General features: G+C 68.7%; 20 protein-coding genes. 6 read left to right on the top strand and 14 right to left on the bottom strand.

Translation table 11 applies throughout. The features are described 5' to 3' along the window. Position 1: 1 nt before the first annotated feature. From GSI01S_RS05515 to pheS, 6 genes are all read right to left on the bottom strand, one after another. Positions 2 to 1,192 (bottom strand): acetylornithine transaminase, encoded by a 1,191-nt coding sequence (locus tag GSI01S_RS05515; protein WP_006895473.1) that lies wholly within the window; start codon positions 1,190 to 1,192, stop codon positions 2 to 4. Continuing rightward, a complete protein-coding gene (gene argB, locus GSI01S_RS05510; RefSeq protein ID WP_006895472.1) occupies positions 1,189 to 2,109 on the bottom strand; it encodes an acetylglutamate kinase in 921 nt (306 codons plus the stop codon). Before argB ends, GSI01S_RS05515 begins: the two co-directional genes overlap by 4 nt. Further along, a complete protein-coding gene (gene argJ / locus GSI01S_RS05505; protein ID WP_231650268.1) occupies positions 2,106 to 3,293 on the bottom strand; it encodes a bifunctional glutamate N-acetyltransferase/amino-acid acetyltransferase ArgJ in 1,188 nt (395 codons plus the stop codon). Before argJ ends, argB begins: the two co-directional genes overlap by 4 nt. 98 nt (positions 3,294 to 3,391) lie before the next feature. After that, complete coding sequence (argC, locus tag GSI01S_RS05500; RefSeq protein ID WP_006895470.1) at positions 3,392 to 4,429, bottom strand: N-acetyl-gamma-glutamyl-phosphate reductase; 1,038 nt, start codon at positions 4,427 to 4,429, stop codon at positions 3,392 to 3,394. Between the two features lie 51 nt (positions 4,430 to 4,480). Further along, a complete protein-coding gene (pheT, locus tag GSI01S_RS05495; RefSeq protein WP_006895469.1) occupies positions 4,481 to 6,958 on the bottom strand; it encodes a phenylalanine--tRNA ligase subunit beta in 2,478 nt (825 codons plus the stop codon). Positions 6,959 to 7,000: 42 nt separating this feature from the next. After that, entirely contained in the window at positions 7,001 to 8,053 is a 1,053-nt protein-coding gene (gene pheS / locus GSI01S_RS05490; protein ID WP_006895468.1) for a phenylalanine--tRNA ligase subunit alpha, read from the bottom strand. Between the two features lie 241 nt (positions 8,054 to 8,294). Here pheS and GSI01S_RS05485 point away from each other — a divergent pair, with 241 nt between their 5' ends. Further along, the gene (locus GSI01S_RS05485) at positions 8,295 to 10,658 is read left to right on the top strand and encodes a protein kinase domain-containing protein (protein ID WP_006895467.1); all 2,364 of its coding nucleotides are present in this window, start codon (positions 8,295 to 8,297) and stop codon (positions 10,656 to 10,658) included. On the opposite strand, the gene GSI01S_RS05480 is transcribed toward GSI01S_RS05485, so the two are convergent. The 6 genes from GSI01S_RS05480 to infC all read right to left on the bottom strand — a co-directional run bounded on the left by GSI01S_RS05480 (position 10,659) and on the right by infC (position 14,108). Continuing rightward, positions 10,659 to 11,513, bottom strand: coding sequence for an ABC transporter ATP-binding protein (locus tag GSI01S_RS05480; RefSeq protein ID WP_006895466.1), 855 nt, complete (start codon positions 11,511 to 11,513; stop codon positions 10,659 to 10,661). It abuts the gene before it with no gap. Between the two features lie 73 nt (positions 11,514 to 11,586). Next, positions 11,587 to 11,940, bottom strand: a complete 354-nt coding sequence (locus GSI01S_RS05475; RefSeq protein ID WP_006895465.1) for a gamma-glutamylcyclotransferase family protein — start codon at positions 11,938 to 11,940, stop codon at positions 11,587 to 11,589. A 62-nt stretch (positions 11,941 to 12,002) separates the two neighbouring features. Then, complete coding sequence (locus tag GSI01S_RS05470) at positions 12,003 to 12,830, bottom strand: TrmH family RNA methyltransferase (protein WP_039867011.1); 828 nt, start codon at positions 12,828 to 12,830, stop codon at positions 12,003 to 12,005. An 11-nt stretch (positions 12,831 to 12,841) separates the two neighbouring features. Continuing rightward, on the bottom strand, positions 12,842 to 13,222 hold the full coding sequence (rplT, locus tag GSI01S_RS05465; protein ID WP_006895463.1) for a 50S ribosomal protein L20: 381 nt from the start codon (positions 13,220 to 13,222) through the stop codon (positions 12,842 to 12,844). 34 nt (positions 13,223 to 13,256) lie between these two features. Beyond that, positions 13,257 to 13,451: a 50S ribosomal protein L35 gene (gene rpmI, locus GSI01S_RS05460; protein ID WP_006895462.1), complete on the bottom strand. Its 195-nt coding sequence runs from the start codon at positions 13,449 to 13,451 to the stop codon at positions 13,257 to 13,259. Positions 13,452 to 13,535: 84 nt separating this feature from the next. Beyond that, positions 13,536 to 14,108, bottom strand: a complete 573-nt coding sequence (gene infC, locus GSI01S_RS05455) for a translation initiation factor IF-3 (protein ID WP_006895461.1) — start codon at positions 14,106 to 14,108, stop codon at positions 13,536 to 13,538. Between the two features lie 218 nt (positions 14,109 to 14,326). Between infC and GSI01S_RS05450 the strand changes: the two genes are divergently transcribed. Next, entirely contained in the window at positions 14,327 to 14,743 is a 417-nt protein-coding gene (locus GSI01S_RS05450) for a DUF1844 domain-containing protein (RefSeq protein WP_006895460.1), read from the top strand. Positions 14,744 to 14,831: 88 nt separating this feature from the next. Next, positions 14,832 to 15,122 (top strand): hypothetical protein, encoded by a 291-nt coding sequence (locus GSI01S_RS05445; protein ID WP_006895459.1) that lies wholly within the window; start codon positions 14,832 to 14,834, stop codon positions 15,120 to 15,122. On the opposite strand, the gene GSI01S_RS05440 is transcribed toward GSI01S_RS05445, so the two are convergent. Both GSI01S_RS05440 and uvrA read right to left on the bottom strand, forming a co-directional pair. Further along, positions 15,119 to 15,907 carry a class I SAM-dependent methyltransferase gene (locus GSI01S_RS05440; RefSeq protein WP_006895458.1) on the bottom strand — a complete coding sequence of 263 codons (789 nt, stop codon included), beginning with the start codon at positions 15,905 to 15,907 and terminating at the stop codon, positions 15,119 to 15,121. The two genes, GSI01S_RS05445 and GSI01S_RS05440, sit on opposite strands and share 4 nt — an antisense overlap. After that, complete coding sequence (uvrA, locus tag GSI01S_RS05435) at positions 15,904 to 18,762, bottom strand: excinuclease ABC subunit UvrA (RefSeq protein WP_006895457.1); 2,859 nt, start codon at positions 18,760 to 18,762, stop codon at positions 15,904 to 15,906. The genes GSI01S_RS05440 and uvrA overlap by 4 nt, the downstream gene beginning before the upstream one ends. 106 nt (positions 18,763 to 18,868) lie before the next feature. Here uvrA and GSI01S_RS05430 point away from each other — a divergent pair, with 106 nt between their 5' ends. The 3 genes from GSI01S_RS05430 to GSI01S_RS05420 all read left to right on the top strand — a co-directional run bounded on the left by GSI01S_RS05430 (position 18,869) and on the right by GSI01S_RS05420 (position 22,820). Then, positions 18,869 to 19,567, top strand: a complete 699-nt coding sequence (locus GSI01S_RS05430) for an MBL fold metallo-hydrolase (RefSeq protein WP_006895456.1) — start codon at positions 18,869 to 18,871, stop codon at positions 19,565 to 19,567. 114 nt (positions 19,568 to 19,681) lie between these two features. Beyond that, a complete protein-coding gene (locus GSI01S_RS05425; RefSeq protein ID WP_006895455.1) occupies positions 19,682 to 20,428 on the top strand; it encodes a DoxX family protein in 747 nt (248 codons plus the stop codon). A 67-nt stretch (positions 20,429 to 20,495) separates the two neighbouring features. After that, positions 20,496 to 22,820 carry a HelD family protein gene (locus tag GSI01S_RS05420; protein ID WP_039867009.1) on the top strand — a complete coding sequence of 775 codons (2,325 nt, stop codon included), beginning with the start codon at positions 20,496 to 20,498 and terminating at the stop codon, positions 22,818 to 22,820. Positions 22,821 to 22,871 lie beyond the last annotated feature (51 nt).

Genomic DNA, 22,871 nt, shown 5'->3' with positions numbered 1-22,871 from the left:
GTCACGCATTCCCATTCTGTGCGTCGATCGCAGCGTCGAGGATGTCCGGCAGGTCGGCGACGAATCCGGCCGCCTGCTCGTCGGTGAGGATGAGCGGAGGCGCCAGCCGCAGCACGTCGGGCGCGGGTGCGTTGATCAGGTACCCGGCCGCCCGCGCGGACTTCTCGACGCTCGCCGAGATGCCGGAGTTCAGCACGACGCCGAGAAGCAGACCGTCGCCGCGCACACCCGCGATTTGCGGATGGCCGAGCTCCTCGATGCCGTCGGCGAGCGATTTCCCGACGCGCTCGACGTGCGAGAGGAGGTCGTGGTCGTCGATGTAACGCAGGACGGCGAGCGAGGCGGCGGCGCACGCGGGATTGCCTCCGAAGGTGGTGCCGTGCTGGCCGGGCTCGAACAGCGCCGCCGCCGGCCCCGTCGCCACCACGGCACCGATCGGCATGCCGCCGCCCAGGCCCTTGGCGAGGGTCATGACGTCGGGCACGATTCCCGCGCGCTGGTGCGCGAACATCCAGCCCGTGCGGCCGATACCGGTCTGTACCTCGTCGAGCATCAGCAGCGCACCGTGCTCGGCGGTGATCGCCCGTGCCTGAGCGAGGTAGTCCGGGGGCGGGACCACCACGCCGTTCTCGCCTTGGATCGGCTCCAGGATCACCGCTGCGGTCCGCTCGGACACGGCGGCGCGGAGCGCCTGCGCATCGCCGTAGGGAACGAAGTCGACGCCGGCGGGCATCGGTTCGAAGGGGGCGCGCTTGGCCGGCTGCCCGGTCATCGCGAGCGCACCCATGGTGCGGCCGTGAAATCCCCCCTCGGCCGCGATGATCTGCGGTCTGCCGGTCCTGCGGGCGAGCTTGAAGGCCGCCTCGTTGGCCTCCGTGCCGGAATTGCACAGGAAGGCGCGGGCCCCGTGGCCGACGGCCGCGCAGAGCCGCTCGCCCAGTTCCACGACCGGCCGCGAGATGTACAGATTCGACACGTGGCCGAGAGTCGAGAGTTGAGCGGTCACCGCCTCGACGATGGCCGGGTTCGCATGGCCGAGCGCGTTCACCGCGATGCCGCCGAGCAGGTCGAGGTACTCCCGGCCGTCGGCGTCGTACACGACCGCGCCGTCGCCGCGCACCAGCGCGACCGGCGGGGTGCCGTAGTTGTTCATCAGCGCAGCGGACCACCGCTGCTGCAGGGGTGCGGTCACTGCCGTCCTCCATCGGGATCGTCGGCGACGACGGTGGTTCCCGACGTCGACGCGGTGAGCAGGGCGGCCAGCACGGAATGCGCTTCACGGCCGTCGATGACGTGTGCGGCACCGATCCCCTCCTGAACGGCGCGCATGCAGGCCTCCATCTTCGGCACCATGCCGGAGTCGAGGGAGGGCAGAAGTGTCGCGACCTCACCCGCGGTGATCGTCGAGACCAGCGACGAGCGGTCCGGCCAGTCGGTGTAGAGACCCTCCACATCGGTCAACATCACCAGATGCTCGGCACCGAGCGCTGCAGCGACGGCGCCCGCGGCGGTGTCGGCGTTGATGTTGTGCACCTGGCCGTCGGCATCCGGCGCGATGGTCGAGATCACCGGGATCCGGCCGGCCGCGATCAGGTCGTCGACCGCGGAGGTGTTGACCGCCGCGATGTCGCCGACCAGCCCGATATCGGTGGGCTCTCCGTCGACCATCACCGTCCGGCGCGTCGCCGTGAACAGGTGGGCGTCCTCGCCGGTGATGCCGACGGCGTACGGTCCGTGCGCGTTGATCAGGCCGACGAGTTCACGGCCCACCTGGCCGAACAGGACCATCCGGACGACGTCCATGACCTCGGGCGTGGTGACGCGGAAGCCGCCGCGGAACTCGCCTTCGAGACCGAGGCGTGCGAGCATCGCGGAGATCTGCGGACCGCCGCCGTGCACCACCACCGGATGGATGCCGCACGCGCGCAGGAGGACCATGTCGGCGGCGAACGCCGTCTTCAGGTCAGCGTCGACCATCGCGTTTCCGCCGTACTTGACGACGACGCGCTTGCCGTGGAGCGCCTGCAGTGCGGGCAGCGATTCGGCGATGACGCCGGCCTTCTGCAGCGGTGTGGCGGTGCTCAGCGGTGAGGTGTCAGTGTTCGTCATGACGAGTAGGCCGAATTCTCTTCCACGTAAGCGTGCGACAGGTCGGTGGTGCGAATGGTCGCCTCGGCGTTCCCGAGGCCGAGGTCGGCGACGACCTCGATGCGATCGCCGGAGAGGTCGACATCGCGGGCCCCGGGTACTCCGGTGCCGTTGCGGCAGATCGGAGAACCGTTGAACGACACCGTGATCCGATCGGGATCGATGGTCACGGGCGCGGCGCCGATGGCGGCGAGGACGCGGCCCCAGTTCGGATCGGAGCCGAAGAGCGCGGTCTTGACGAGCGAGTCGCGCGCCACCGACCGCGCGATCACCAGCGCGTCGTCCTCGGTCGCCGCGCCGGTCACGGTGATCGCGATCCGCTTGGTGACGCCCTCGGCGTCGTTCTGCAGCTGACCGGCCAGATCGTCGCACACGGCGAAGACCGCGGCGTCGAGCTCGGCCTGGGAGACCTCGATCTGGCTGGCGCCGGACGAGAGCAGCAGCACTGTGTCATTGGTGGAGATGGAGCCGTCGACGTCGAGACGGTCGAAGGTGCGCGCGGTGGCGCGGCGCAGCGCGAGGTCGACCGACTCCGCGCTCACCTTGGCGTCGGTGGTCAGCACCACCAGCATGGTCGCGAGCGACGGGGCGAGCATGCCCGCACCCTTCGCCATGCCGCCGACGTTCCAGCCGCCGGTGTGGTGCAAGGCCACCTGCTTCGGGACGGTGTCGGTGGTCATGATCGCGTAGGCGGCGTCGGTCCCGCCTTCGAGTCCGCCGCCCATCTCGTGCACGATCTCGGTGACTCCGGCGAGCACCTTGTCCATCGGCAGCCGCTCGCCGATCAGGCCGGTCGAGCAGACGGCCACCTCGACGGGCCCGGTCTCGGTACCCCAGCTCGACAGCGTCGACGCGACCGCTTCCGCGGTGGCGTGCGTGTCCTGAAAGCCCTCGGGCCCGGTACATGCGTTCGCTCCACCGGAATTGAGGATCACGGCGCGCAGAGACCGGTTCTCGATCACCTTCTGCGACCACAGCACCGGTGCGGCCTTGACCTGATTGCGAGTGAACACCGCCGACGCCGCCAGGTCGGGGCCCTCGTTGAACACCAGCGCGAGGTCGGGCTTCCCGTTGGCCTTGATCCCCGCCGCGATTCCCGCCGCCCGGAAGCCCAGCGGCGCCGTGACGCCCTGGCGGCGGGTCATCCGCGAGCCGACCAGGAGATCGATGTCCGGCACGGGAACGGTCTGGGTGTCTGTCACGGTCGGGTCCTTCACGCTGTTCGAGCCTGTCTCTGCTTCGGTCACGGTGCCACTCCCACGGTCGCCAGGCCCTCGCCTTCGCCCCAACCCAGGGCCAGGTTCATCGACTGGACGGCCGCACCGCCGGTGCCCTTGGTCAGGTTGTCGACGGCGCCGACGGCGACGAAGGTGCCGGACCGCTCGTCGACGGACAGACCGATCGAGACCATGTTGGTTCCGACCACGGACCCGGTCTCGGGGAACTCTCCCTGCGGCAGGAGATGCACGAAGGCCTCGTTCTCGTATGCCTTCTCATAGGCCGACCGGAAATCATCGATCGACGCGTCGGTGCGCGCGGTGCACGTCGCGAGGATGCCTCGCGACGTGGGCACCAGCACCGGAGTGAAGGAGACCGACACCGGGAGCGATGCTGCCCGCGAAAGAGCCTGCGTGATCTCCGGAGTGTGCCGGTGCACACCGCCGACACCGTAAGCGCGGACCGATCCGATCACCTCGGACGCCAGCAGATTCACCTTCGGCGCCCGGCCGGCACCCGAGGTGCCCGACATCGCGACGATGGTGACCGCCGGTTCCACCAGGCCCGCGGCCAACGCGGGCAGCAGAGTCAGAATCGACACCGTCGGATAGCACCCGGGCACCGCGATCCGGCTCGCTCCGGCGATCACGTCCCGGTTGCCCGGCAGTTCCGGCATGCCGTACGGCCAGGTGCCCGCGTGGTCACCGCCGTAATAGGCCGTCCACTCCGAGGGGTCCTCGAGCCGGAAGTCGGCGCCGCAGTCGACGATCAGGGTGCTGGGAGGCAGGGCATCGGCGATCGCAGCCGACTGTCCGTGCGGCAGCCCGAGGAAGACCACGTCGTGACCCGCCAGAACCTCCGGCGTCGTCTCCTCGAGCACGCGGTCGGCGAGCGGGAACAGGTGGCGGTGATGCTCACCCAGCCGCGTGCCGGCGTTTCCGCCCGCCGTCAGTGCGCCGATCTCCAGTTCACCCGAACCCAGGCGCGGATGCCCGCACAGCAGTCGGAGGATCTCACCGCCCGCATAGCCGCTCGCACCGGCGACAGCAACCTTGATAGTCATGAAATCATTATGCACTACAGCGCAAAATAATTCACCTAGTCGTGCTCCGCGTCAGCGCAAGCGGGCGCCCACGACCTCGCCCGCATGCGCTACCGCAGCCATCTTGGCCTCGGTCCCCTCATCCTCGGTGAGCGTGCGGTCGGCGGCGCGGAAGGTGAGCGCGAAGGTCAGGGACTTGTTGCCTTCGCCGACTTGAGCACCGACGTAGACGTCGAAGAGCGAGATGGATTCGAGCAGTTCTCCCGCGCCGGCAACCAGCGCATCCTGCACGTCCTGGGCGGCCACGTCCGCGGCCACCACGACGTTCACATCCTGCAGCACGGCGGGGAACGGCGACACCTTCGGCGACGGCAGGTTCTGGCGCAGCGGCAGCGCGTCCACGTCGATCTCCACCGCGCACAGCCGCGCGGGCAGACCGGTGCGTTCCAGCACCGCCGGATGCAGTTCCCCGGCATGACCGACGACGACGCCGTCGACCTCGAGCCGAGCGCAGCGGCCGGGGTGCCAAGGCCGATGGTCGTCGGCCACGAGTTCGAGCTCCACCCCCGCGGCCCGGCCGATCTGCCGAGCCGCCTCGAACGCGTCGTAGGCGTCCGCGGTGCGGCCCGGCCCGAGCGGACCCGCCGGCTCGCGCAATCCGGTGAGCAGGACGGCCACGTGCAAGGGCTGGTCGGGCAGGGATGCGTCGAGCGCCGTCTGCTCGGCCTCGGTAGGCCGGCGCGTCACATCCAGCGGGGGCACGGTCGGACCCTGCTGACCGCCGATGACGACCTGACCGATCGTGTACAGCGCGAGATCACGGCGGCCGCGGGCGATGTTGCGCGCCGCCATCTCCATCAGTCCGGGCAGCAGAGTGGTGTTCAGCTCCGGCCGGTCGGACTCGAGCGGATTGAGCACGGAGACGGTCCGGCGGCGGACGTCGTCGGCGGGCAGATCCCATGTATCGAAGACGTCTGCGGGAAGGAACGGGTAAGGCAGGACTTCGACGTACCCATCGGTGGCCAGGCCGACGCCGATGGCACGGCGACGGCGCTGAGCGGGGCTCAGCCCGCGACCACCGGTGGCTCGCGGCACCACGGCCGGGATGTCCTCGAGACCCTCGAGTCGCAGCACCTCCTCGACGAGGTCGGCACGCTGGCGCAGGTCGGGTCGCCACGACGGCGGGGTCACCAGCAACGGCGAGTCACCGTCGACGACGCATCCCACCTCGCGCAGACGCGCGGCGGTGGTCCCAGCCGGGTACTCGACACCGGCGGTCGCATCGGGAAGTCCCGGGTCGATCTGGATGGCGGCGGAGGGAACGGTCGCGGTACGGACGTCCGACAGCGGACCGGCGACGCGGCCGCCCGCCAGTTCGGCGATCAGCGCGGCGGCCCGGTCGGAGGCCACCGCGGTGATCTCCGGATCCACGAGCCGTTCGTAGCGCTTCGCCGCCTCCGACGACAGCTTGTGGCGCTTGCCCGTACGGAACACCCGCACCTGGTCGAAGTTGGCCGACTCCAGAAGGATGTTCGTGGTCTCGTCGGAGACCTCGGTCGCGGCTCCACCCATCACCCCCGCGAGGGCGATCGGGCCGGAGTCGTCGGCGATCACCACATCCTCAGGGTCCAGCTTGCGCGTGACGCCGTCGAGAGTCTCGAGGGTCTCCCCCGCTCGTGCGGAGCGGACGCTGACCGTGCCGCGGATCTTGTCCGCGTCGAAGGCGTGCAGTGGCTGACCCAGTTCGATCATCACGTAGTTCGTGACATCGACGATCGCGGAGATCGGCCGGATACCCGCCACCATCAGTCGTTTGGCGATCCACCACGGCGACGACGCCGTAGCGTCGACACCGGTGACGACGCGGGCGGTGTAGCGGGTGGCGTCACTGTCGGCGTCGATCGCGACCGGCCATGACTCCCGATCGACATCGGCCGCCAGCGGCTCCCCGGCCAGACCGTGATCGACGTAGGGCACTTCGAAAGCACTGGCCAACTCGCGGCCGAGTCCGCGCATGGAGAAGGCGTAGCCGCGGTCGGGCGTGACGTTGACCTCGATCGCCGTGTCGGCCAGGCCGAGGACCTCGCGGGCGTCGGCACCGGGCTCCGCGGTCCCCGGTGCGAGCACCAGGATGCCGGAGTGGTCGTTCCCGATCCCGAGTTCGGTGACCGAACAGATCATCCCGTCGGAGGTCTTGCCGTACGTCTTGCGCGTGGCGATCGCGAAGTCGCCCGGCAGCACTACGCCGGGCAACGCCACGACCACCAGGTCGCCGACAGTGAAATTGCGTGCACCGCAGACGATGTCGCGAGGCGCCTCCTCCCCGACCGCCACCTGGCAGAAGCGGATCGGCTTCTTGAACTCGGTGAGCTCCTCGATGGCCTCGACACGGCCGATGACGAGCGGACCGGTGATCTCCGGGAAGGGCTCGATGTCCTCGATCTCGAAACCGACGCGTACGAAACCCGCGTCGATCTCCTCGGTCGAGGCGGTCCAATCCGGGGAGCCTTCGCGGAGGACCTCGGTCAGCCAGGACTTTGGGAGACGCACTTGTTCACCAACTACTTTCGTGTGATCGCTGCGAAGATTCTGCTAGAGGGCCGGACCGAACGGGAGGGTGAAGCGCACGTCGCCTTCGACCATGTCGCGCATGTCGGGCAGGTCGTTTCGGAACTGGAGGGTCCGCTCGAGTCCCATTCCGAAGGCGAAACCGGTGTACACGTCCGGGTCGATGCCGCTGGACCGGAGGACGTTCGGGTTCACCATGCCGCAACCGCCCCACTCCACCCATCCGGCGCCGCCCTTCTTTCCCGGGAACCACACGTCGACCTCGGCGGAGGGTTCGGTGAAGGGGAAGTAGCTGGCGCGCATCCGAGTGGTGGTCTCGGGACCGAAGAGCGCCTTCGCCAGCACCTCGAGCGTGCCGCGCAGGTTGGCCATCGTCAGGCCCTTGTCGACGGCCAGCCCTTCGATCTGGTGGAAGACCGGGGTGTGGGTCGCATCGAGTTCGTCGGTCCGGAAGGTGCGGCCGGGGCAGGCGACGTAGATCGGCACTTCGCGGCTGAGCATCGAGCGGACCTGCACCGGCGAGGTGTGGGTGCGCAGCACCTGCCGCGATCCCTCGGGCGCGATGTAGAACGTGTCCTGCATCGAGCGCGCCGGGTGGTCGGGCAGGAAGTTGAGAGCGTCGAAGTTGTGGTGCTCGGTCTCCACCTCGGGGCCCTCGGCGATCTCCCAGCCCATGCCGACGAAGACGTCGGCGATCTGGTCGCCGATCACCGTGATCGGATGACGGGCACCGCGGCTGCGGCGGCCCGATGGAAGCGTGACGTCGATGGTCTCGGCGACCAGTACCGCGGCGTCGCGTTCGGCGGTCAACGTCTCGGTGCGGGCGTCGAGTGCCGCCTGAACCCTGCCGCGGACCTCGTTGACGAGCTTGCCCGCCGTCGACCGCTGATCCTTCGGCAGCGTGGCCAGTGCCCGTCGCGCGAGAGCGATGGGCGACCGGTCACCGAAGTACGCGGCTTTGGCCTTGGCCAACGCCTCCAGATCGCCGGCGGCGTCGAACGCGGCGACGGCGTCCGCGACGGCCGCGTCCAGCTCGGCGCTGGTGGGGAATTCGTTGACAGCAGAATCGTCAGCCACCGGGCTCGCATCTCCTATTGCGTAGAGGCCTGAAAGAACTCGGGTCAAGGGTAGTCGAAACGACCCGCGCCCCTCCCCTCAGGCCGCCGTCGGCCGCCGTCGCGGGCCCGCCCCGGCGTCGACGTCGTCGTTCGCTCGGGAGACGGTGTCGCGCGTATCGGCCCGCTTATGGTCTACCGTCATCAAAACATCGATTTCAGCAGGTCGCACTGTTGGGGGCCGAGCAGAGGAAGGCAGCCAGTTGTCGAAAGCGCCGGGAACGACCATCGCCGGTTATCGCGTGGTCGAACTGCTGGGTTCGGGTGGCATGGGCGACGTCTACGTCGTCGAGAACGAACAACTCAGCCGCCGCGAGGCGATGAAGGTGATCTCCGTCGGAGGGGCGTCGAACCCCGATTTCCAGCAACGTTTCAGCAATGAGGCGCGGACGATGGCGGCACTCGATCATCCGTCGATCGTCACGATTCACAATTACGGGATCGCCGACGACCAGCCGTGGTTCACGATGAGTTTCATCGACGGACCCAATCTCGCCTCGGCGCGGCTGACTCCCGCCGAGGTGGTCCAGGCGATCGTGCAGGTGGCAGACGGACTCGACTACGCCCATTCGCGGTCAGTGGTGCACCGGGACATCAAGCCCGCGAACATCGTGGTCACCCGGTCGTCGGACGGCTCCCTGCACCGGGTGGTCCTTCTCGACTTCGGCATCGCCAAGCTCGCCGATTCGCCGCAGCTGACGGCGGTGAACTCGATCATCGGCACTGTCGCCTACACGGCTCCCGAGGTGATCGGCGGCGCCCACGCCGGACCTGCGTCGGACCAGTACTCACTCGCGTGCACCGCGTATGAGCTCCTGGCCGGGCGGCCGCCCTTCGCCGCCGAGAACCCGACCGCGCTGATGATGGCCCACGTGCAGCAGCCGCCTCCTCCGCTCGGCGCGGTGCGTCCCGACCTCGACGCGCTCACCCCCGTCCTGATCCGCGCGATGGCGAAGGATCCCGCAGCGCGATTCCCCGACTGCCGCGGCTTCGCCGCCGCGCTCGACGCGGCTCTGCGCCAGACCGCAGCCGGACAGCACACGATGGTGGCGCCGGTGGCGCCGCCCGGTCCGAGCGGACCCACCCCGGCACCCGCACCGACACCGGCTCCCACGCCCGCGCCGACCCCGTGGCCGGGACCGCAGCATCACGGCCAGGCGCCGGTGCCGTACGGCGACAGCGGCCCCCAGCCAGCCCCACAGTACTCCGGACAGGCGCCCTACCAGGCGGCACCGCACTACCCGGGCCAGCCCTACCCGGGACAGCAGTTCTCGGGACCCGGCCCCTTCCCCGGCGGACAGCAGGCGGGACCCGGCCCCTACGGATTCGCGGGACCACCGCCGCAGCCGCCGAAGAAGCGGCGGCGTATCGGCTGGATCGTGGCCGCCGTCGCCGCGGTCGCCGTCGTCGCGGTGGCCGCGACCTCGCCTCTGTGGTGGCCGTCGTCCGACGAGCCCGCCGCCGAGGTATACGCGACCCCGCAGATCGCCGGGGCGTACGGCAGCGAGTGCATGATCGGCTCCGGCAGCCTCTACTGCTGGGGCGACAACTCCAGCGGCCAGCTGGGAGACAGCACCACATCCGAACGCAAGACGCCGACCAAGGTGGCCGGGCTCTCGAACGTCACCGCGGTCTCGATGGGCGCCTTCGACTCCACGGGATCGAACTCCGCGGTCACCACCTGCGCGGTCGCGGACGAATCGCTGTACTGCTGGGGAGACAACCTCTTCTGGCAGGCCGGCGACGCCGGAACGATGAGCAAGAAGACCACCCCCTTCAAGGTGCCCGGGCTGGGCAAGGTGACCACGGTCTCGACGTCCAACTCCTCGACGTGCGCGGTCTCCGACGGCGACCTGTACTGCTGGGGCTTCTACTCGGGAGGGCAGCTGGGCAGTGGGTCGACCACCGACAGTCTGAAGACTCCCACGAAGGTGGCCGGGCTCTCGAACGTCACGGCGGTGTCCTCACGGGCCGGGTCGGTCTGCGCCGTCGCATCCGACGAGCTGTACTGCTGGGGGCGCAACTGGGACGGCCAGCTGGGCGACGGAAGCACCGACGATCACAGCACCCCCACCAAGGTCACCTCTCTCAAAGACGTGTCCGCGGTGTCCGTCGGTGGCGGCACCATCGACAACACCCCGTTCTGGAACACCTGCGCCATCGCCGAGGGCGCTCCGTACTGCTGGGGCAGCAACAAGAATCAGCAGCTCGGCAAGGACTCCGAGGCCAAGAAGAGCTCACCGGCGAAGGTGGAGGGTCTCACGGGCGTCAGCGGGATCTCCGTCGACATCGGAACGTTCTGCGCGGTGGCGGACGGCGACGTCAGCTGCTGGGGCAACAACCTCTACGGTCAGGTCGGTGACGGGTCCACCTCACAGCAGTACAGCCCCCAGCACGTGTCAGGCGTGAGCGACGTCCGCCAGGTCGTCACCTCCTACAGCGTGACGTGTGCGGTCACGGGTTCGAGTCAGTACTGCTGGGGTCTCAACAAGACCGGACAGCAGGGCGACGCGACGCGTACGGAGGATCAGATCACCACGCCGCACGAGGTGAAGCTCGCTGCATGATCAGCCGGCGTGCCTGCCGCGCCGGCCGATCGGCACCACCATCGGTGTGCCGCCGATCGGATCGGTGACGATCTGTGATTCGAGACCGAAGGCCGCCGCGAGCAGTTCCGGGGTCAGCACGTCGTTCGGCGATCCCTCGGCGACGATCTCGCCCGAGCGCATGACCACGAGCGAATCGCTGTAGCGGGCCGCGAGATTCAGATCGTGCAGCACCATGACCACCGTCTTGCCGTGCTCGGTGCGCAGTTCGTCGACCAGATCGAGGACGTCCACGGCGTGCGCCAGATCCAGGTAGGTGGTCGGCTCGTCCAGCAGCACCAGATCGGTCTGCTGCGCCAGCGTCATGGCGATCCACACGCGCTGGCGCTGACCGCCGGACAGGGAGTCGACGGCGCGGTCGGCCAGTTCGGTGGTCGAGGTCAGTTCCATCGCCTCGGCGACGGCGACCTCGTCCTCCCGCGACCACTGCCGATACCAGGACTGATGCGGGTGCCTGCCGCGGGAGACGAGATCGGCGACGGTGAGGCCGTCGGGCGCGATCGGGTTCTGCGGGAGCAGACCGAGGGTGCGCGCCACCTGCTTCGGCTTCTGCGTCGCGATGTCCTTTCCGTCGAGGATCACCACTCCCGCCGACGGCGACAGCAGCCGCGAGAGCGTGCGCAGCAGAGTCGATTTGCCACAGCCGTTGGGACCGACGATGGTGGTGACCCGGCCGGTCGGGATCGTCACGTCGAGGCCGTCGATGATCGTCGTGCCGTCGTATCCGACCGACAGCCGCTCGGCCGACAGCCGCGGTTCGGCGGAGCCTGCGATCACGGCGTCGGTTCGGTCGGCGACCTCCGGAGAAACTGACACCTCACACCCCTTCGATTAGGTTTCCGCACCATCGACTCCGATAGTAGCCTCACCTAACTTAGGTGAGTGAAGCCTATCCCTCCAAGACTGCCGCGTCCTCGTGTGCCAGATACACCCACGCACGGATGCCGGAGCTCAGCGTCACCTCGACGCGACGATAGTCGTCGACCTCGTACTCGTCCGCCGCACGCAGACCGGCGTCGTCGAGTTCCAGCCGGGCGCCGGGCACTTCCGCCTCGGGTGCCCCCGGCCGCAGAATCAGGTGGGTCGCGGTACCGCTCAATGCGATGACCTCGGGATCGGTGATCGTCACCGTGCCGATCTCGAAGCCCGGCAGGGTGTCGGGCTCCGTCGGCATCCGGGCGCCGAAGACGCCCTCCTGCACCGCGGGATCCGTCAAGGTGCCGTAGCTGAAGAGGACGTGCATTCCGGAATCGTACTGCCGCAAGGATTTCCGGAGAACCTCACCCGGCCAGGACCCCTCGGAGATCAGCGTCCGCGGTTCTGCACGCGGGAGCTGGCGTACAGGCAGATCGCGCTCGCGGCGGCGAGGTTGAGGCTCTCCGCGCGCCCGCGCAGCGGAATCCGGACGCGGTGGTCGGCGCCGTCGAGCACCTGCCCGGGCAGTCCGTGGGCCTCGTTCCCGAACAACCACGCGTGCGGCCGGGCGAGGACCTCGTCGGCGTCGTCGAGGCTCAGCTCGCCGTCCATCTCCGTCGCCAGCGTCGTGATGCCCGCCGCGGCGACGGCGGCCAGTGCACCCGCGACATCCGGTTCGCGGACGGTCGGGATGTGGAAGAGACTCCCCGCACCCGCCCGGACGCTCTTGCCGTTGTGCGGGTCGACGGACTCCCCCAGCAGGACCACCGCGTCGGCCCCCATGGCGTCCGCACACCGAGTCAGGGTGCCGAGGTTTCCCGGCTCGCGCGGCTCGACCGCGATGACCAGAAGCTTCGGTGAGCGCGCGAGGACGTCGCCGAGCGCCGCCGTCAGCAACTCGCACACCGCGAAGATCCCGGGCGCCGTCGACGTCTCGGACAGTTTGTCCGCCGCGCGGTGTGAGAGGCGCTGCACACGAACGCCCGCGTCGAGCGCACGGTGGACCAGATCGGCGTGCCGATCGGCGTCGTCGTCGCGCACCAGTACCTGCAACGCACGGCCGGTGCTCAGCGCCGCATCGACGGCATTGAATCCCTCGACGAGGAATCGGCCCTCGCTCCGGCGCACCGACGCGCGATGCAGCTTCGCCAACGAAACGACCCGCGACGAACGTTCGGTGAGAACATCCGTCGCGGGTCCAGAACGCGTCACTGCGATCTCAGCGGAGATCAGGCAGCGGGAGCGTTGACGTCCGCGGGCAGCGCGGCACGAGCCACCTCGACCAGACCGGTGAACGCGGCCGGGTCGGTGACGGCGATGTCGGCGAGCACCTTGCGGTCCACCTCGACGCCGGCGAGCTTGAGGCCCTGGATGAAGCGGTTGTAGGTGATGTCGTTCGCACGAGCCGCCGCGTTGATGCGGGTGATCCAGAGCTTGCGGAAATCACCCTTCCGCGCCTTGCGGTCCCGGTACGCGTAGGTCAGCGAGTGGAGCTGCTGCTCCTTGGCCTTGCGGTACAGGCGCGACCGCTGTCCGCGGTAGCCCTTCGACGCCTCGAGAACGGAGCGGCGCTTCTTCTGGGCGTTGACAGCCCTTTTCACACGTGCCATTAGTCAGTGTCCTTCTAAAGTCTTAAGCGGAAAGTCAGCGGTTCAGCAGGCGCTTGATCCGCGGGGCATCGTTCTCGCTCACCACGGTGATGCCGTCCAGGCGACGCGTGACGCGCGAGGACTTGTGCTCCAGGAGGTGGCGCTTGCCTGCCTTCTGACGGACGATCTTGCCGCTGCCGGTCACCTTGAATCGCTTCGCGGTGCCCTTGTGCGTCTTGCTCTTCGGCATTGGTTTCCTTCATTCGGGCGGACCCGAGTCCCGCCCGGAGCGATCCGGGCGGTTCGGGTCCACTGCTACTTCAGTGTGGTGGGTTCAGGATCCCTGCTGGGCCTTGGCCCTGGTCTTCGCGCCCTTATGCGGGGCGAGGACCATGGTCATATTGCGTCCGTCCTGCTTGGCCGAGGTCTCGACGAAGCCGTACTCCGCGACGTCGTCTCCCAAGCGCTGCAGCAGGCGGTAGCCCAACTCGGGGCGGGACTGCTCGCGACCGCGGAACATGATCGTCACCTTCACCTTCGAACCCGCTTCGAGGAACCGGATGACGTGACCCTTCTTGGTCTCGTAATCGTGGTCGTCGATCTTCGGGCGGAGCTTCTGCTCCTTGATGACGGTCATCTGCTGGTTACGGCGGGACTCGCGCTTCTTCTGCGCCGCCTCGTACTTGAACTTGCCGTAGTCCATGATCTTGCACACCGGCGGGCGCGCGTCGGGCGCAACCTCCACCAGGTCCAAGTCGGCTTCGTAAGCCAGGCGAAGCGCATCTTCAACACGCACAATGCCCACCTGCTCACCGCCGGGTCCGACGAGACGGACCTCGGGGACGCGGATGCGCTCGTTGATGCGGGTTTCAGTGCTGATGTGGCCTCCTCGATCAATGTTTTCCATGTGGCCGGCCAATACGACTGGCAAGCGTGAGGAGATTCGAGGCCGAGAACACCATAATGCCCGCCGAGAGCCGAGTGACCTCGGTTCATCGACTGGCGATGGTGTGACCGGAACCGTGAAACTGCGTGTCTGGGACAGCGTCGCACGGTGGGACTCGAAGAATCCTCTTGCTACCCCGGCGCGAACCGAGGCGGTCATGCTGTGACAGTCTAACAGGCGTGAACGATAACTCCTATTCGACCGGCGACACCTCCTCCGACGACGCGAACGTCCACGTCGCCCCGGGAGGTGTCGGCGGAGACGACGCGAACCAGGACAACGTTCGCGAGCTCGCCACTATTCCCGCAGTCGAGGTCACCACCCGCGCGGCGATCATGCTGATGAGCGCCGCGGCCGAGAAGATCGGCCCCGATGCGGGCGGAGACGAGGAGTTCAAGGATCTGCCCGACGCCCGCGCGCTGATCAACGCACTGGCCGGCCTCGTCTCCGCCGCCGCCCCTGATCTCGGCCTGCATCGCAAGCCGATCCAGGACGGGCTCAAGGCGCTGCAACTCGCATTCCGCGAGGCGTCGTCGTACCCCGACGCTCCCGGCGAGGGGCCCGGCGAGAAGTACACCGGACCGGTCAAGGGCTGATCACGCCGCCCGGGGTCGTAGACGTCCGAGTCGGAGGCGTCCGGGTCGCAGACGTCCGGGTCGCAGGCGTCCGGCGTAGGCTGGAGCGATGACTCACTCCGGCGACGACGAACCCCTCGACGCCGAAATCGTGCCGCCCGACTCCGCGCCGCCGGTACAAGCACCCTCGTACGAAGACGTCACCGGATACACGCCGGCGGGTGTGCCGACCTTCGATCATGTCCGCGACAAGATCGAGCAACGCACTGCGACGGCCATCGGGAGCCAAGAGCTGTCGGAGATGTCGGCGGAGGCCGAAGCGCTCGACGACGCGATGGCGAAACGTGAAGAAGCCGCCAAGAAGAAGCTCGAGGAGCTCCGGCGGTCGATGGGGCTCTAACGCCGCGGCGCGGCCGCCACCACGACCACCGTCTGCCCGTCCTCGCCGGACACCACCCGCGGGCGCAGGCCGACAGCGCGAGCGGTCTCATTGGCCGCGGGCGCCTGTCGGGCGTTCATCTCGATCGCGACAGCGCCCCCCGGCGCCAGCCACTCGGTCGCCTCGCGCAGCAGATCCGACGCGTGCCCCAGACCGTCGTCGCCCCCGCCGATCAGCGCCGAGCGCGGCTCGTGATCGGTGGCCTCATGCGGAAGCAGCTCCAGCGCCTGGGCCGGCACGTACGGCGGGACCGCCGCGATCACGTCGATCTCCCGGCGCAGCTCCGCAGGCAGTCCCGACAGCCCCGCGCCCCGGTACACCGCGCCCGAGATGAGATTGCGGGAAGCGAACCCGACCGCAACCGGATCCGCGTCGGTCGCGGCCACCTGCGCGGACCGGCACCGGGCCGCGACGTACGACGCGATCGGCGCGACTCCGCAGAACGCCTCGACGAACACCGGCGCGGGCCGGGCTCCGAGCAGGTCGACAGCTACCCGCGCCAGCAGCCGCGACCGCTGTCGTGGCACGAAGGCTCCCGGCCCGACGGCCAGTTCCAGACCGGCGAAATCGACGTGTCCGACGACGTGCTCCAGCGGCTCACCTGCGGCCCGCTGCCGCGCCCACTGGCCGAGTTGTGCCTCGCCGTCCGCCCAGCGGCGGAGAATCGCGGCCTCCTCTTCAGCGAACACGCAGCCCGCCGCACGCAATCGCGTGGTCAGCCAGTCGTCTCCGCCGGCCGAGGTCACGGCGCGAGCAACTCCCTGATGAAGGCGCCGGTGTGGCTCCGGGCAACCTCTGCCACCTGCTCGGGTGTGCCCTCGGCGACCACGGTGCCGCCGCCGCTGCCGCCCTCGGGTCCCATGTCGATGATCCAGTCGGCGGTCTTGATCACGTCGAGGTTGTGCTCGATGACGATGACCGTGTTGCCCTTGTCGACGAGCCCGTTGATCACCAGCAGCAGCTTGCGGATGTCCTCGAAGTGCAGGCCGGTGGTCGGCTCGTCGAGGATGTACACCGTGCGGCCGGTCGACCGCTTCTGGAGTTCGGCCGCCAGCTTCACCCGCTGCGCCTCGCCTCCGGACAGGGTGGGTGCGGGCTGACCGAGCCTCACGTACCCGAGACCCACGTCGACCAGCGTCTTGAGATACCGGTGGATCGAGGTGACCGGCTCGAAGAAGTCTGCGGCCTCCTCGATCGGCATATCGAGGACCTCGGCGATCGTCTTGCCCTTGTAGTGCACCTCGAGCGTCTCGCGGTTGTACCGCGCGCCGTGGCACACCTCGCAGGGCACATAGACGTCGGGCAGGAAGTTCATTTCGATCTTGATGGTGCCCTCGCCCATGCACGCCTCGCACCGGCCGCCCTTCACGTTGAACGAGAACCGACCGGGCTGGTAGCCGCGCACCTTCGCCTCGGTGGTCGCCGCGAACAGCGTCCGGATCTTGTCGAAGACGCCCGTGTACGTGGCCGGATTCGATCGCGGTGTGCGGCCGATCGGCGACTGGTCCACCTGGACCAGTTTGTCGAGGTGGTCGAGGCCCTTGATCCGCTTGTGATGGCCGGGCACCTGCCGCGCGCCGTTCAGCTTGTTCGCGAGCACCGTGGCGAGGATGTCGTTCACGAGGGTCGACTTGCCCGACCCCGAGACGCCGGTGACCGCGGTCAGGACCCCCAGCGGGAACGACACGTCGATGTTCTTGAGGTTGTTCTCGCTGGCACCGACGACGGTCAGCATGCGCTTCTTGTCGATCGGACGCCGGATCGACGGAACCGGCAGCACTTCGCGGCCGGACAGATACGCGCCGGTGATCGACTCCGGATTCGCCAGCAGGTCCGGGTAGCTGCCGCTGTGCACCACTCGCCCACCGTGCTCGCCCGCACGCGGGCCGATGTCGACGATCCAGTCGGCGGCCCGGATGGTGTCCTCGTCGTGCTCGACGACGATCAGCGTGTTGCCCAGGTCGCGCAGCCGGACGAGAGTGTCGATCAGCCGCCGGTTGTCCCGCTGGTGCAGACCGATGGACGGTTCGTCGAGCACGTACAGCACTCCCGCGAGCCCGGCTCCGATCTGCGTCGCGAGGCGGATGCGCTGAGCCTCGCCGCCGGAGAGCGAACCCGCCGCCCGCGAGAGCGAGAGGTACTCGAGGCCGACATCGAGCAGGAATGTGATGCGCGCCTGCACCTCCTTGAGGACCCGTCCGGCGATGGCGGCCTCGCGCTCGCCGAGTTCCAGACCGTTCAGGTAGTCGGCGCACTCGGCGACCGACAGCGACGTGACGTCGGCGATCGACTTGGGACCGTACACCGGGTGGTCGAGCGTGACCGCCAGGATCTCCGGCCGCAGCCGGGCGCCGTTGCAGGCCGGGCACGGCACGTCGCGCATATAGCCCTCGTAGCGGTCCTTCATCTGCTCGGACTCGGTGGTCTCCGCACGCCGCGACAGGAACGCCATGACGCCCTCGAACTCGGTGTAGTACGACCGCGTCCGTCCATACCGGTTGCGGAACTTCACATGGACCTGATGATCGGAGCCGTTCAGCAGTGCTCTGCGCGCGGTACGCGGCAACGACTCCCACGGGGTGTCGACGTCGAACCCCATCTGGTCGCCCAGACCCTCGATCAGCCGGAGGAAGTAGTCGGCGTTATGACCGGTCGACCAGGGGGCGATCGCACCCTCCCGCAGGGTGAGGTCGGGATCCGGCACCACGAGCGATTCGTCGACCTCCTTGCGGACGCCCAGACCGTCGCACTCGGGACAGGCGCCGAACGGCGAGTTGAACGAGAACGCGCGCGGCTCGAGATCGTCGATCGCGATCGGGTGGGAGTTCGGGCAGGCCATCCGCTCCGAGAAGCGCCGCTGCCGGTTCGGGTCGGATTCGTCGACGTCCACGAAGTCCAGCACCACGATGCCGTCCGCCAGCCGCAGCGCCGTCTCCACCGAGTCGGTCAGACGCTGGCGGGCCGACGGCTTCACGACCAGGCGGTCGACCACCACGTCGATGTCGTGCTTCTCCTGCTTCTTGAGCTTCGGCGGATCCGACAGCTGGTGAACGGCTCCGTCGACCATCGCGCGCGCGAAACCCTGGACCTGCAGTTCGGCGAACAGATCCACGAACTCGCCCTTGCGGCTGCGCACCACGGGGGCGAGGACCTGAAAGCGCACGCCCTCGGCCATCGCCAGCACCTGATCGACGATCTGCTGCGGCGTCTGGCGGGCGATCTTCTCGCCGCACACCGGACAGTGCGCGGTACCGGCGCGCGCGTAGAGCAAGCGCAGGTAGTCGTAGACCTCGGTGATGGTGCCGACCGTCGAGCGCGGGTTCCGGTTGGTCGACTTCTGATCGATCGACACCGCGGGCGAGAGCCCCTCGATGAAGTCGACGTCGGGCTTGTCCATCTGCCCGAGGAACTGCCGCGCATACGCCGACAGGGACTCGACATAGCGTCGCTGCCCCTCGGCGAAGATCGTGTCGAACGCAAGCGACGACTTCCCGGAACCGGACAGGCCGGTGAACACGATCAGCGAATCGCGCGGCAGGTCGACATCGATCCCGCGCAGATTGTGCTCCCGTGCACCCCGGACGATCAGGCGATCAACCACAGAAAGTTCCTTACGTTCACGTCGCAGAATTATCCGGCTGCAAGCGTACGCGGACCCTCCGACAATTCCGGCTGGGCATCACGGCCGAGGACGTTAACCTGGGAATATGAGCATCGAGGTAGAACTGACCGACGACTACACGGGCAACGTGTCCCCCGATCCCGATCACCACGGCGCGCATGCGCAGCGCCGGGCGCTCGACAACGCGACGATCGTCAAGATGTCGGTGGGACCGATGGACAACAACGTCTACATCGTCACCGACTCCGCGACCGGGAAGAGCCTGCTGATCGATGCGGCGAACGATCCGGAGACCATCCTCGCGCTGCTCGACGCGCTCCCCGGCGAGGTGACGCAGATCCTCACCACGCACGGACACTTCGACCACTGGCAGGGCCTCGAGGAGGTCCATCGGGTGCTTCAGGTGCCGATCGTCGTCGGGGAGGCCGACGCCGACGAGCTCCCGCTCGACCCCGACCGCACGCTCACCGGCGGCGAGACCATCGAGGTCGGAGACCTGTCGCTCGAGGTGATCGCCATCAGCGGCCACACCGCCGGATCCGTCACGCTGGTCCTCACCGAACGCTCCGGACGCGTGCACCTGTTCACCGGCGACACCCTGTTCCCGGGCGGCGTGGGCAAGACCTGGCAGCCGGGCGACTTCGAGATCCTGCTCGACGGCGTCACCGAGAAACTCTTCGACCGATTCGGGGACGACACCGTCGTCTACCCCGGGCACGGCAAGGACACCACTCTCGGCGCCGAGCGTCCGCATCTGAGCGAGTGGCGCGAACGCGGCTGGTGAGCCGGGCCCGGATCGGTAGCCTCGGAGGAGGGACGTCGCTCGGCCACTGCCGACCGCATCGAGGATCGGGCCGGCCGGGCGTCCGGATCACAGTCCCCCGATGAAAGGACGACCATGCTGTTACGCAAGATCGCACGACCTCTGCTCGGCACCGCGTTCATCGCCTCCGGCGCCGACGCGCTCACCTCACCGTCGCGCCGCGCCCAGGCATCCGAGCCGCTGGTCGATTCCACGGTTCGCGCCGAGACCGTCGTTCAGGTCGCCGGAGCCGTACAGATCGCCGCGGGCGTCGCCCTCGCCACCGGCCGCGCACCGCGGCTGGCGTCGTCCGTCCTCGCCGGAACCATCGTTCCGACCATGGTCCTGGCCAGCGACTTCTGGAACGAGACGGACCCGGCCCGGCGTGCGCTGAAGCAGTCGTTGTTCGTGAAGGATGTGGGACTGCTCGGCGGAGTCCTGATCGCCGCCGCCGACACCGAGGGACGCCCGTCCCTGGGCTGGCGCGCCCGGCGGACGCTCGAGCAGGCGCAGGTGCAGGCACACCAGCTGGCGGACCGGGCTGCGAAGCCGCTGCACGCCGCGGCCGAGGTGGAACCGGAACGGTTCACCGACCGCGCGAGTGCGCTCGCGCACGATGCGGCCGAACGCGCACAGGAAGTGGTAGACCGCGTGCCCGTGGACGAGATCCGGGACCGCGCCTCACAGCTCGCGGGCACCGCCCGCGCGCAGCTCGCCGACACCACCCAGGAGATCGTCGATCGCGCACCCGAGTTCGCCGAACACGCACGCGACGTCGCGACGAGGGTCGGCGAGGAGACCGCTGTCCGCGCCCGCCGGTGGCGCCGCCAGCTCGCGAGCTGACTCCCGGCCCCTTCTGGGCAGATCCCGGTAACATGGAACGACTGTGACAGCGCCACACCCCCGTTCCGTGCCCTCCGACCCCACGCCGGCCGACACCGCATCCGATCCGCGACTCGCGCAGGAGCAAGTCCATCTGGATGCGGTGTACGGCCGGCTCGACCGCATGCGTGCCAACGCCAAGCGCAGGCTGAGCGAGACTCTCCGCGAGTCGGCGGGCACACCGCAGGCGCTCTCCGAACGCGAGTCGTACGAACGGATGTACCAGGAGGACCTGGTCAAGATCGACGCCGCCGAACACAACCTGTACTTCGGTCGGCTCGACATGACCGACGGCACCGACACCGACACCGTCCGGCGCATCGGCCGGATCGGAATCCTCGACGACGACGAGCAGGACACGACGCTGCTCCTCGACTGGCGCGCCCCACTGGCCCGGCCCTTCTATCTCGCGACCCCCGCGTCACCGGAAGACGTGGAACGCCGCAGGCACATCCGGACGCGGTCGCGTGCGGTCCGATCCGTGTCCGACGAGTACCTCGCATCCGGCCGCATCGAGACGAGCTCCGACGGCGCCGAGCTCGGCGGCAACGTCGTCAACGAGGCGGCCCTGGTGGACGCTCTCAACGCCGCTCGCACGGGCGAGATGACCGACATCGTCGAGACGATCCAGCGCGAGCAGGACGAGATCATCCGCTCCACGCATCGCGGCGTCACGGTGGTCCAGGGCGGGCCGGGCACCGGTAAGACCGCGGTAGCGCTGCACCGCGCCGCATACCTGCTGTACACCTACCGCGATATGCTCTCGCGCAGCGGTGTGCTCATCATCGGGCCGAACGCCGATTTCCTTCAGTACATCGGCCAGGTTCTTCCCTCGCTCGGCGAGACGGGAGTCCTGCTCTCCACCATCGGAGACCTGTTCCCCGATGTGCGCGCGCGGGCCAGAGACTCCCGCACCGCAACCGCGCTGAAAGGCGACCAGCGGATGCTGAACGTGCTCCGCGCCGCGGTCCGCGCCAAACAGGCGCTCCCCGGCCGCGGTGTCACCGTCCCGTTCGACGGCTATGAGCTGCCGATCGACGCCGAGGTGGTCAAGGCTGCGCGGGCGCACGCGCGGTCCACGCGACGGGCCCACAATCTCGCGCAGCGCGCATTCCTGCGGGCGGCGCTCGACGAACTCGCAGAGGTGCACGCCCGCCAGGTGGGAGCGGACCCGCTGGACGGCAGCCAACTGCTCACCAGCGCCGATCTGGAGGACATCCGCCGGGAGCTGGAGTCCGATCCCCACGTCGTCCAGGCGCTCGGCGAGTTCTGGCCTGCCTTGACACCGCAAGGGGTTCTCCGCGAGCTCTACGACGACCCCGCACTCCTGCGGAAGTCGACGCGCGGTTGGACCGACGAGGAACGCGACGCACTCCGTCGCGATGCGCATCCCCTGCGCGACGGCGCCGACTTCTCTCCCGCCGACGTCCCGCTGCTCGACGAACTCGCGGAACTGATCGGATACCGTACCGACGAGGCCGAACAGGTCCAACGCGCGCAGTGGCGGCAACGGCTCGCCGAAGCCCAGGACGCCCTCGACATCCTGACCGGTTCGGCACCGCAGGATCTGGAGGACGACCTCGACCCCGAGATCCTGATGGCGTACGACCTGATCGACGCCGAGCAACTGGCCGAACGGCAGGTGCACACCACGAGCCGGACCACCGCCGAGCGGGCCCACGACGACCGGACCTGGACCTTCGGGCACGTCATCGTCGACGAGGCGCAGGAACTCTCCTCGATGGCGTGGCGAATGGTGATGCGGCGGATCCCCAATCGCTGGATGACCGTCATCGGCGACACCGCCCAGACGGGCGATGCCGCGGGCGCCGATTCGTGGCGCGAGGTCTTCGAACCCTACGTCGCCGACCGCTGGCGATTGCACGAACTGACCGTCAACTATCGCACTCCGTCGGAGATCACGCGGTACGCCAACCGTGTTCTGAACTGGATCAATCCGGATCAAGCACCGCCGGAGTCGTTGCGCTCCAACGGGATCGAGCCATACGCGATCCGATCCGACGATGCCGCCGCCGCGGCAGTCGCGCTCGCGGAGGGCTCCCGCTGGCCCGGCCTCACCACGATCATCGCCTCGGACGGCACCGCCGAGGACGTCCGCGCACTCGCGTCGCCCGGCGATCGGGCCACGGTGCACGCGATCACCGCGGCGAAGGGTCTGGAGTTCGACAACGTGATCCTGCTCGAGCCCGCCGACCTGATCGCGGAGTCGCCGCGCGGATACAACGACCTGTACGTGGCGCTCACCCGAGCCACCCAGCGTCTGGTGGTGGTACACGCGCGCGCCCTGCCGCCCGACCTCGCCGACCTCCCGGACGACCTCCCGCACGAATGACGAGAACGGAGCCCGGCCGAGCCGCGTGAGGCGGTTCGGCCGGGCTCCGGT

The organism is Gordonia sihwensis NBRC 108236 (assembly GCF_000333035.1).
GTDB classification, from domain to species: Bacteria; Actinomycetota; Actinomycetes; order Mycobacteriales; family Mycobacteriaceae; genus Gordonia; species Gordonia sihwensis.
The sequence above is the reverse complement of the archived record's forward strand: the minus strand, read 5'-3'. Positions and strand labels throughout refer to the sequence as shown.

What these genes read in the sequence shown, in the direction of transcription:
- GSI01S_RS05425 (WP_006895455.1), top strand. Translation starts at nt 19,682, where the DNA reads ATGCTGTTACGCAAGATCGCACGACCTCTGCTCGGCACCGCGTTCATC.
- GSI01S_RS05430 (WP_006895456.1), top strand. Translation starts at nt 18,869, where the DNA reads ATGAGCATCGAGGTAGAACTGACCGACGACTACACGGGCAACGTGTCC.
- rplT (WP_006895463.1), bottom strand. Translation starts at nt 13,222, where the DNA reads ATGGCACGTGTGAAAAGGGCTGTCAACGCCCAGAAGAAGCGCCGCTCC.
- argB (WP_006895472.1), bottom strand. Translation starts at nt 2,109, where the DNA reads ATGACGAACACTGACACCTCACCGCTGAGCACCGCCACACCGCTGCAG.
- argC (WP_006895470.1), bottom strand. Translation starts at nt 4,429, where the DNA reads ATGACTATCAAGGTTGCTGTCGCCGGTGCGAGCGGCTATGCGGGCGGT.
- GSI01S_RS05475 (WP_006895465.1), bottom strand. Translation starts at nt 11,940, where the DNA reads ATGCACGTCCTCTTCAGCTACGGCACCTTGACGGATCCCGCGGTGCAG.
- infC (WP_006895461.1), bottom strand. Translation starts at nt 14,108, where the DNA reads ATGGAAAACATTGATCGAGGAGGCCACATCAGCACTGAAACCCGCATC.
- GSI01S_RS05445 (WP_006895459.1), top strand. Translation starts at nt 14,832, where the DNA reads ATGACTCACTCCGGCGACGACGAACCCCTCGACGCCGAAATCGTGCCG.
- argJ (WP_231650268.1), bottom strand. Translation starts at nt 3,293, where the DNA reads ATGACCCGCCGCCAGGGCGTCACGGCGCCGCTGGGCTTCCGGGCGGCG.
- rpmI (WP_006895462.1), bottom strand. Translation starts at nt 13,451, where the DNA reads ATGCCGAAGAGCAAGACGCACAAGGGCACCGCGAAGCGATTCAAGGTG.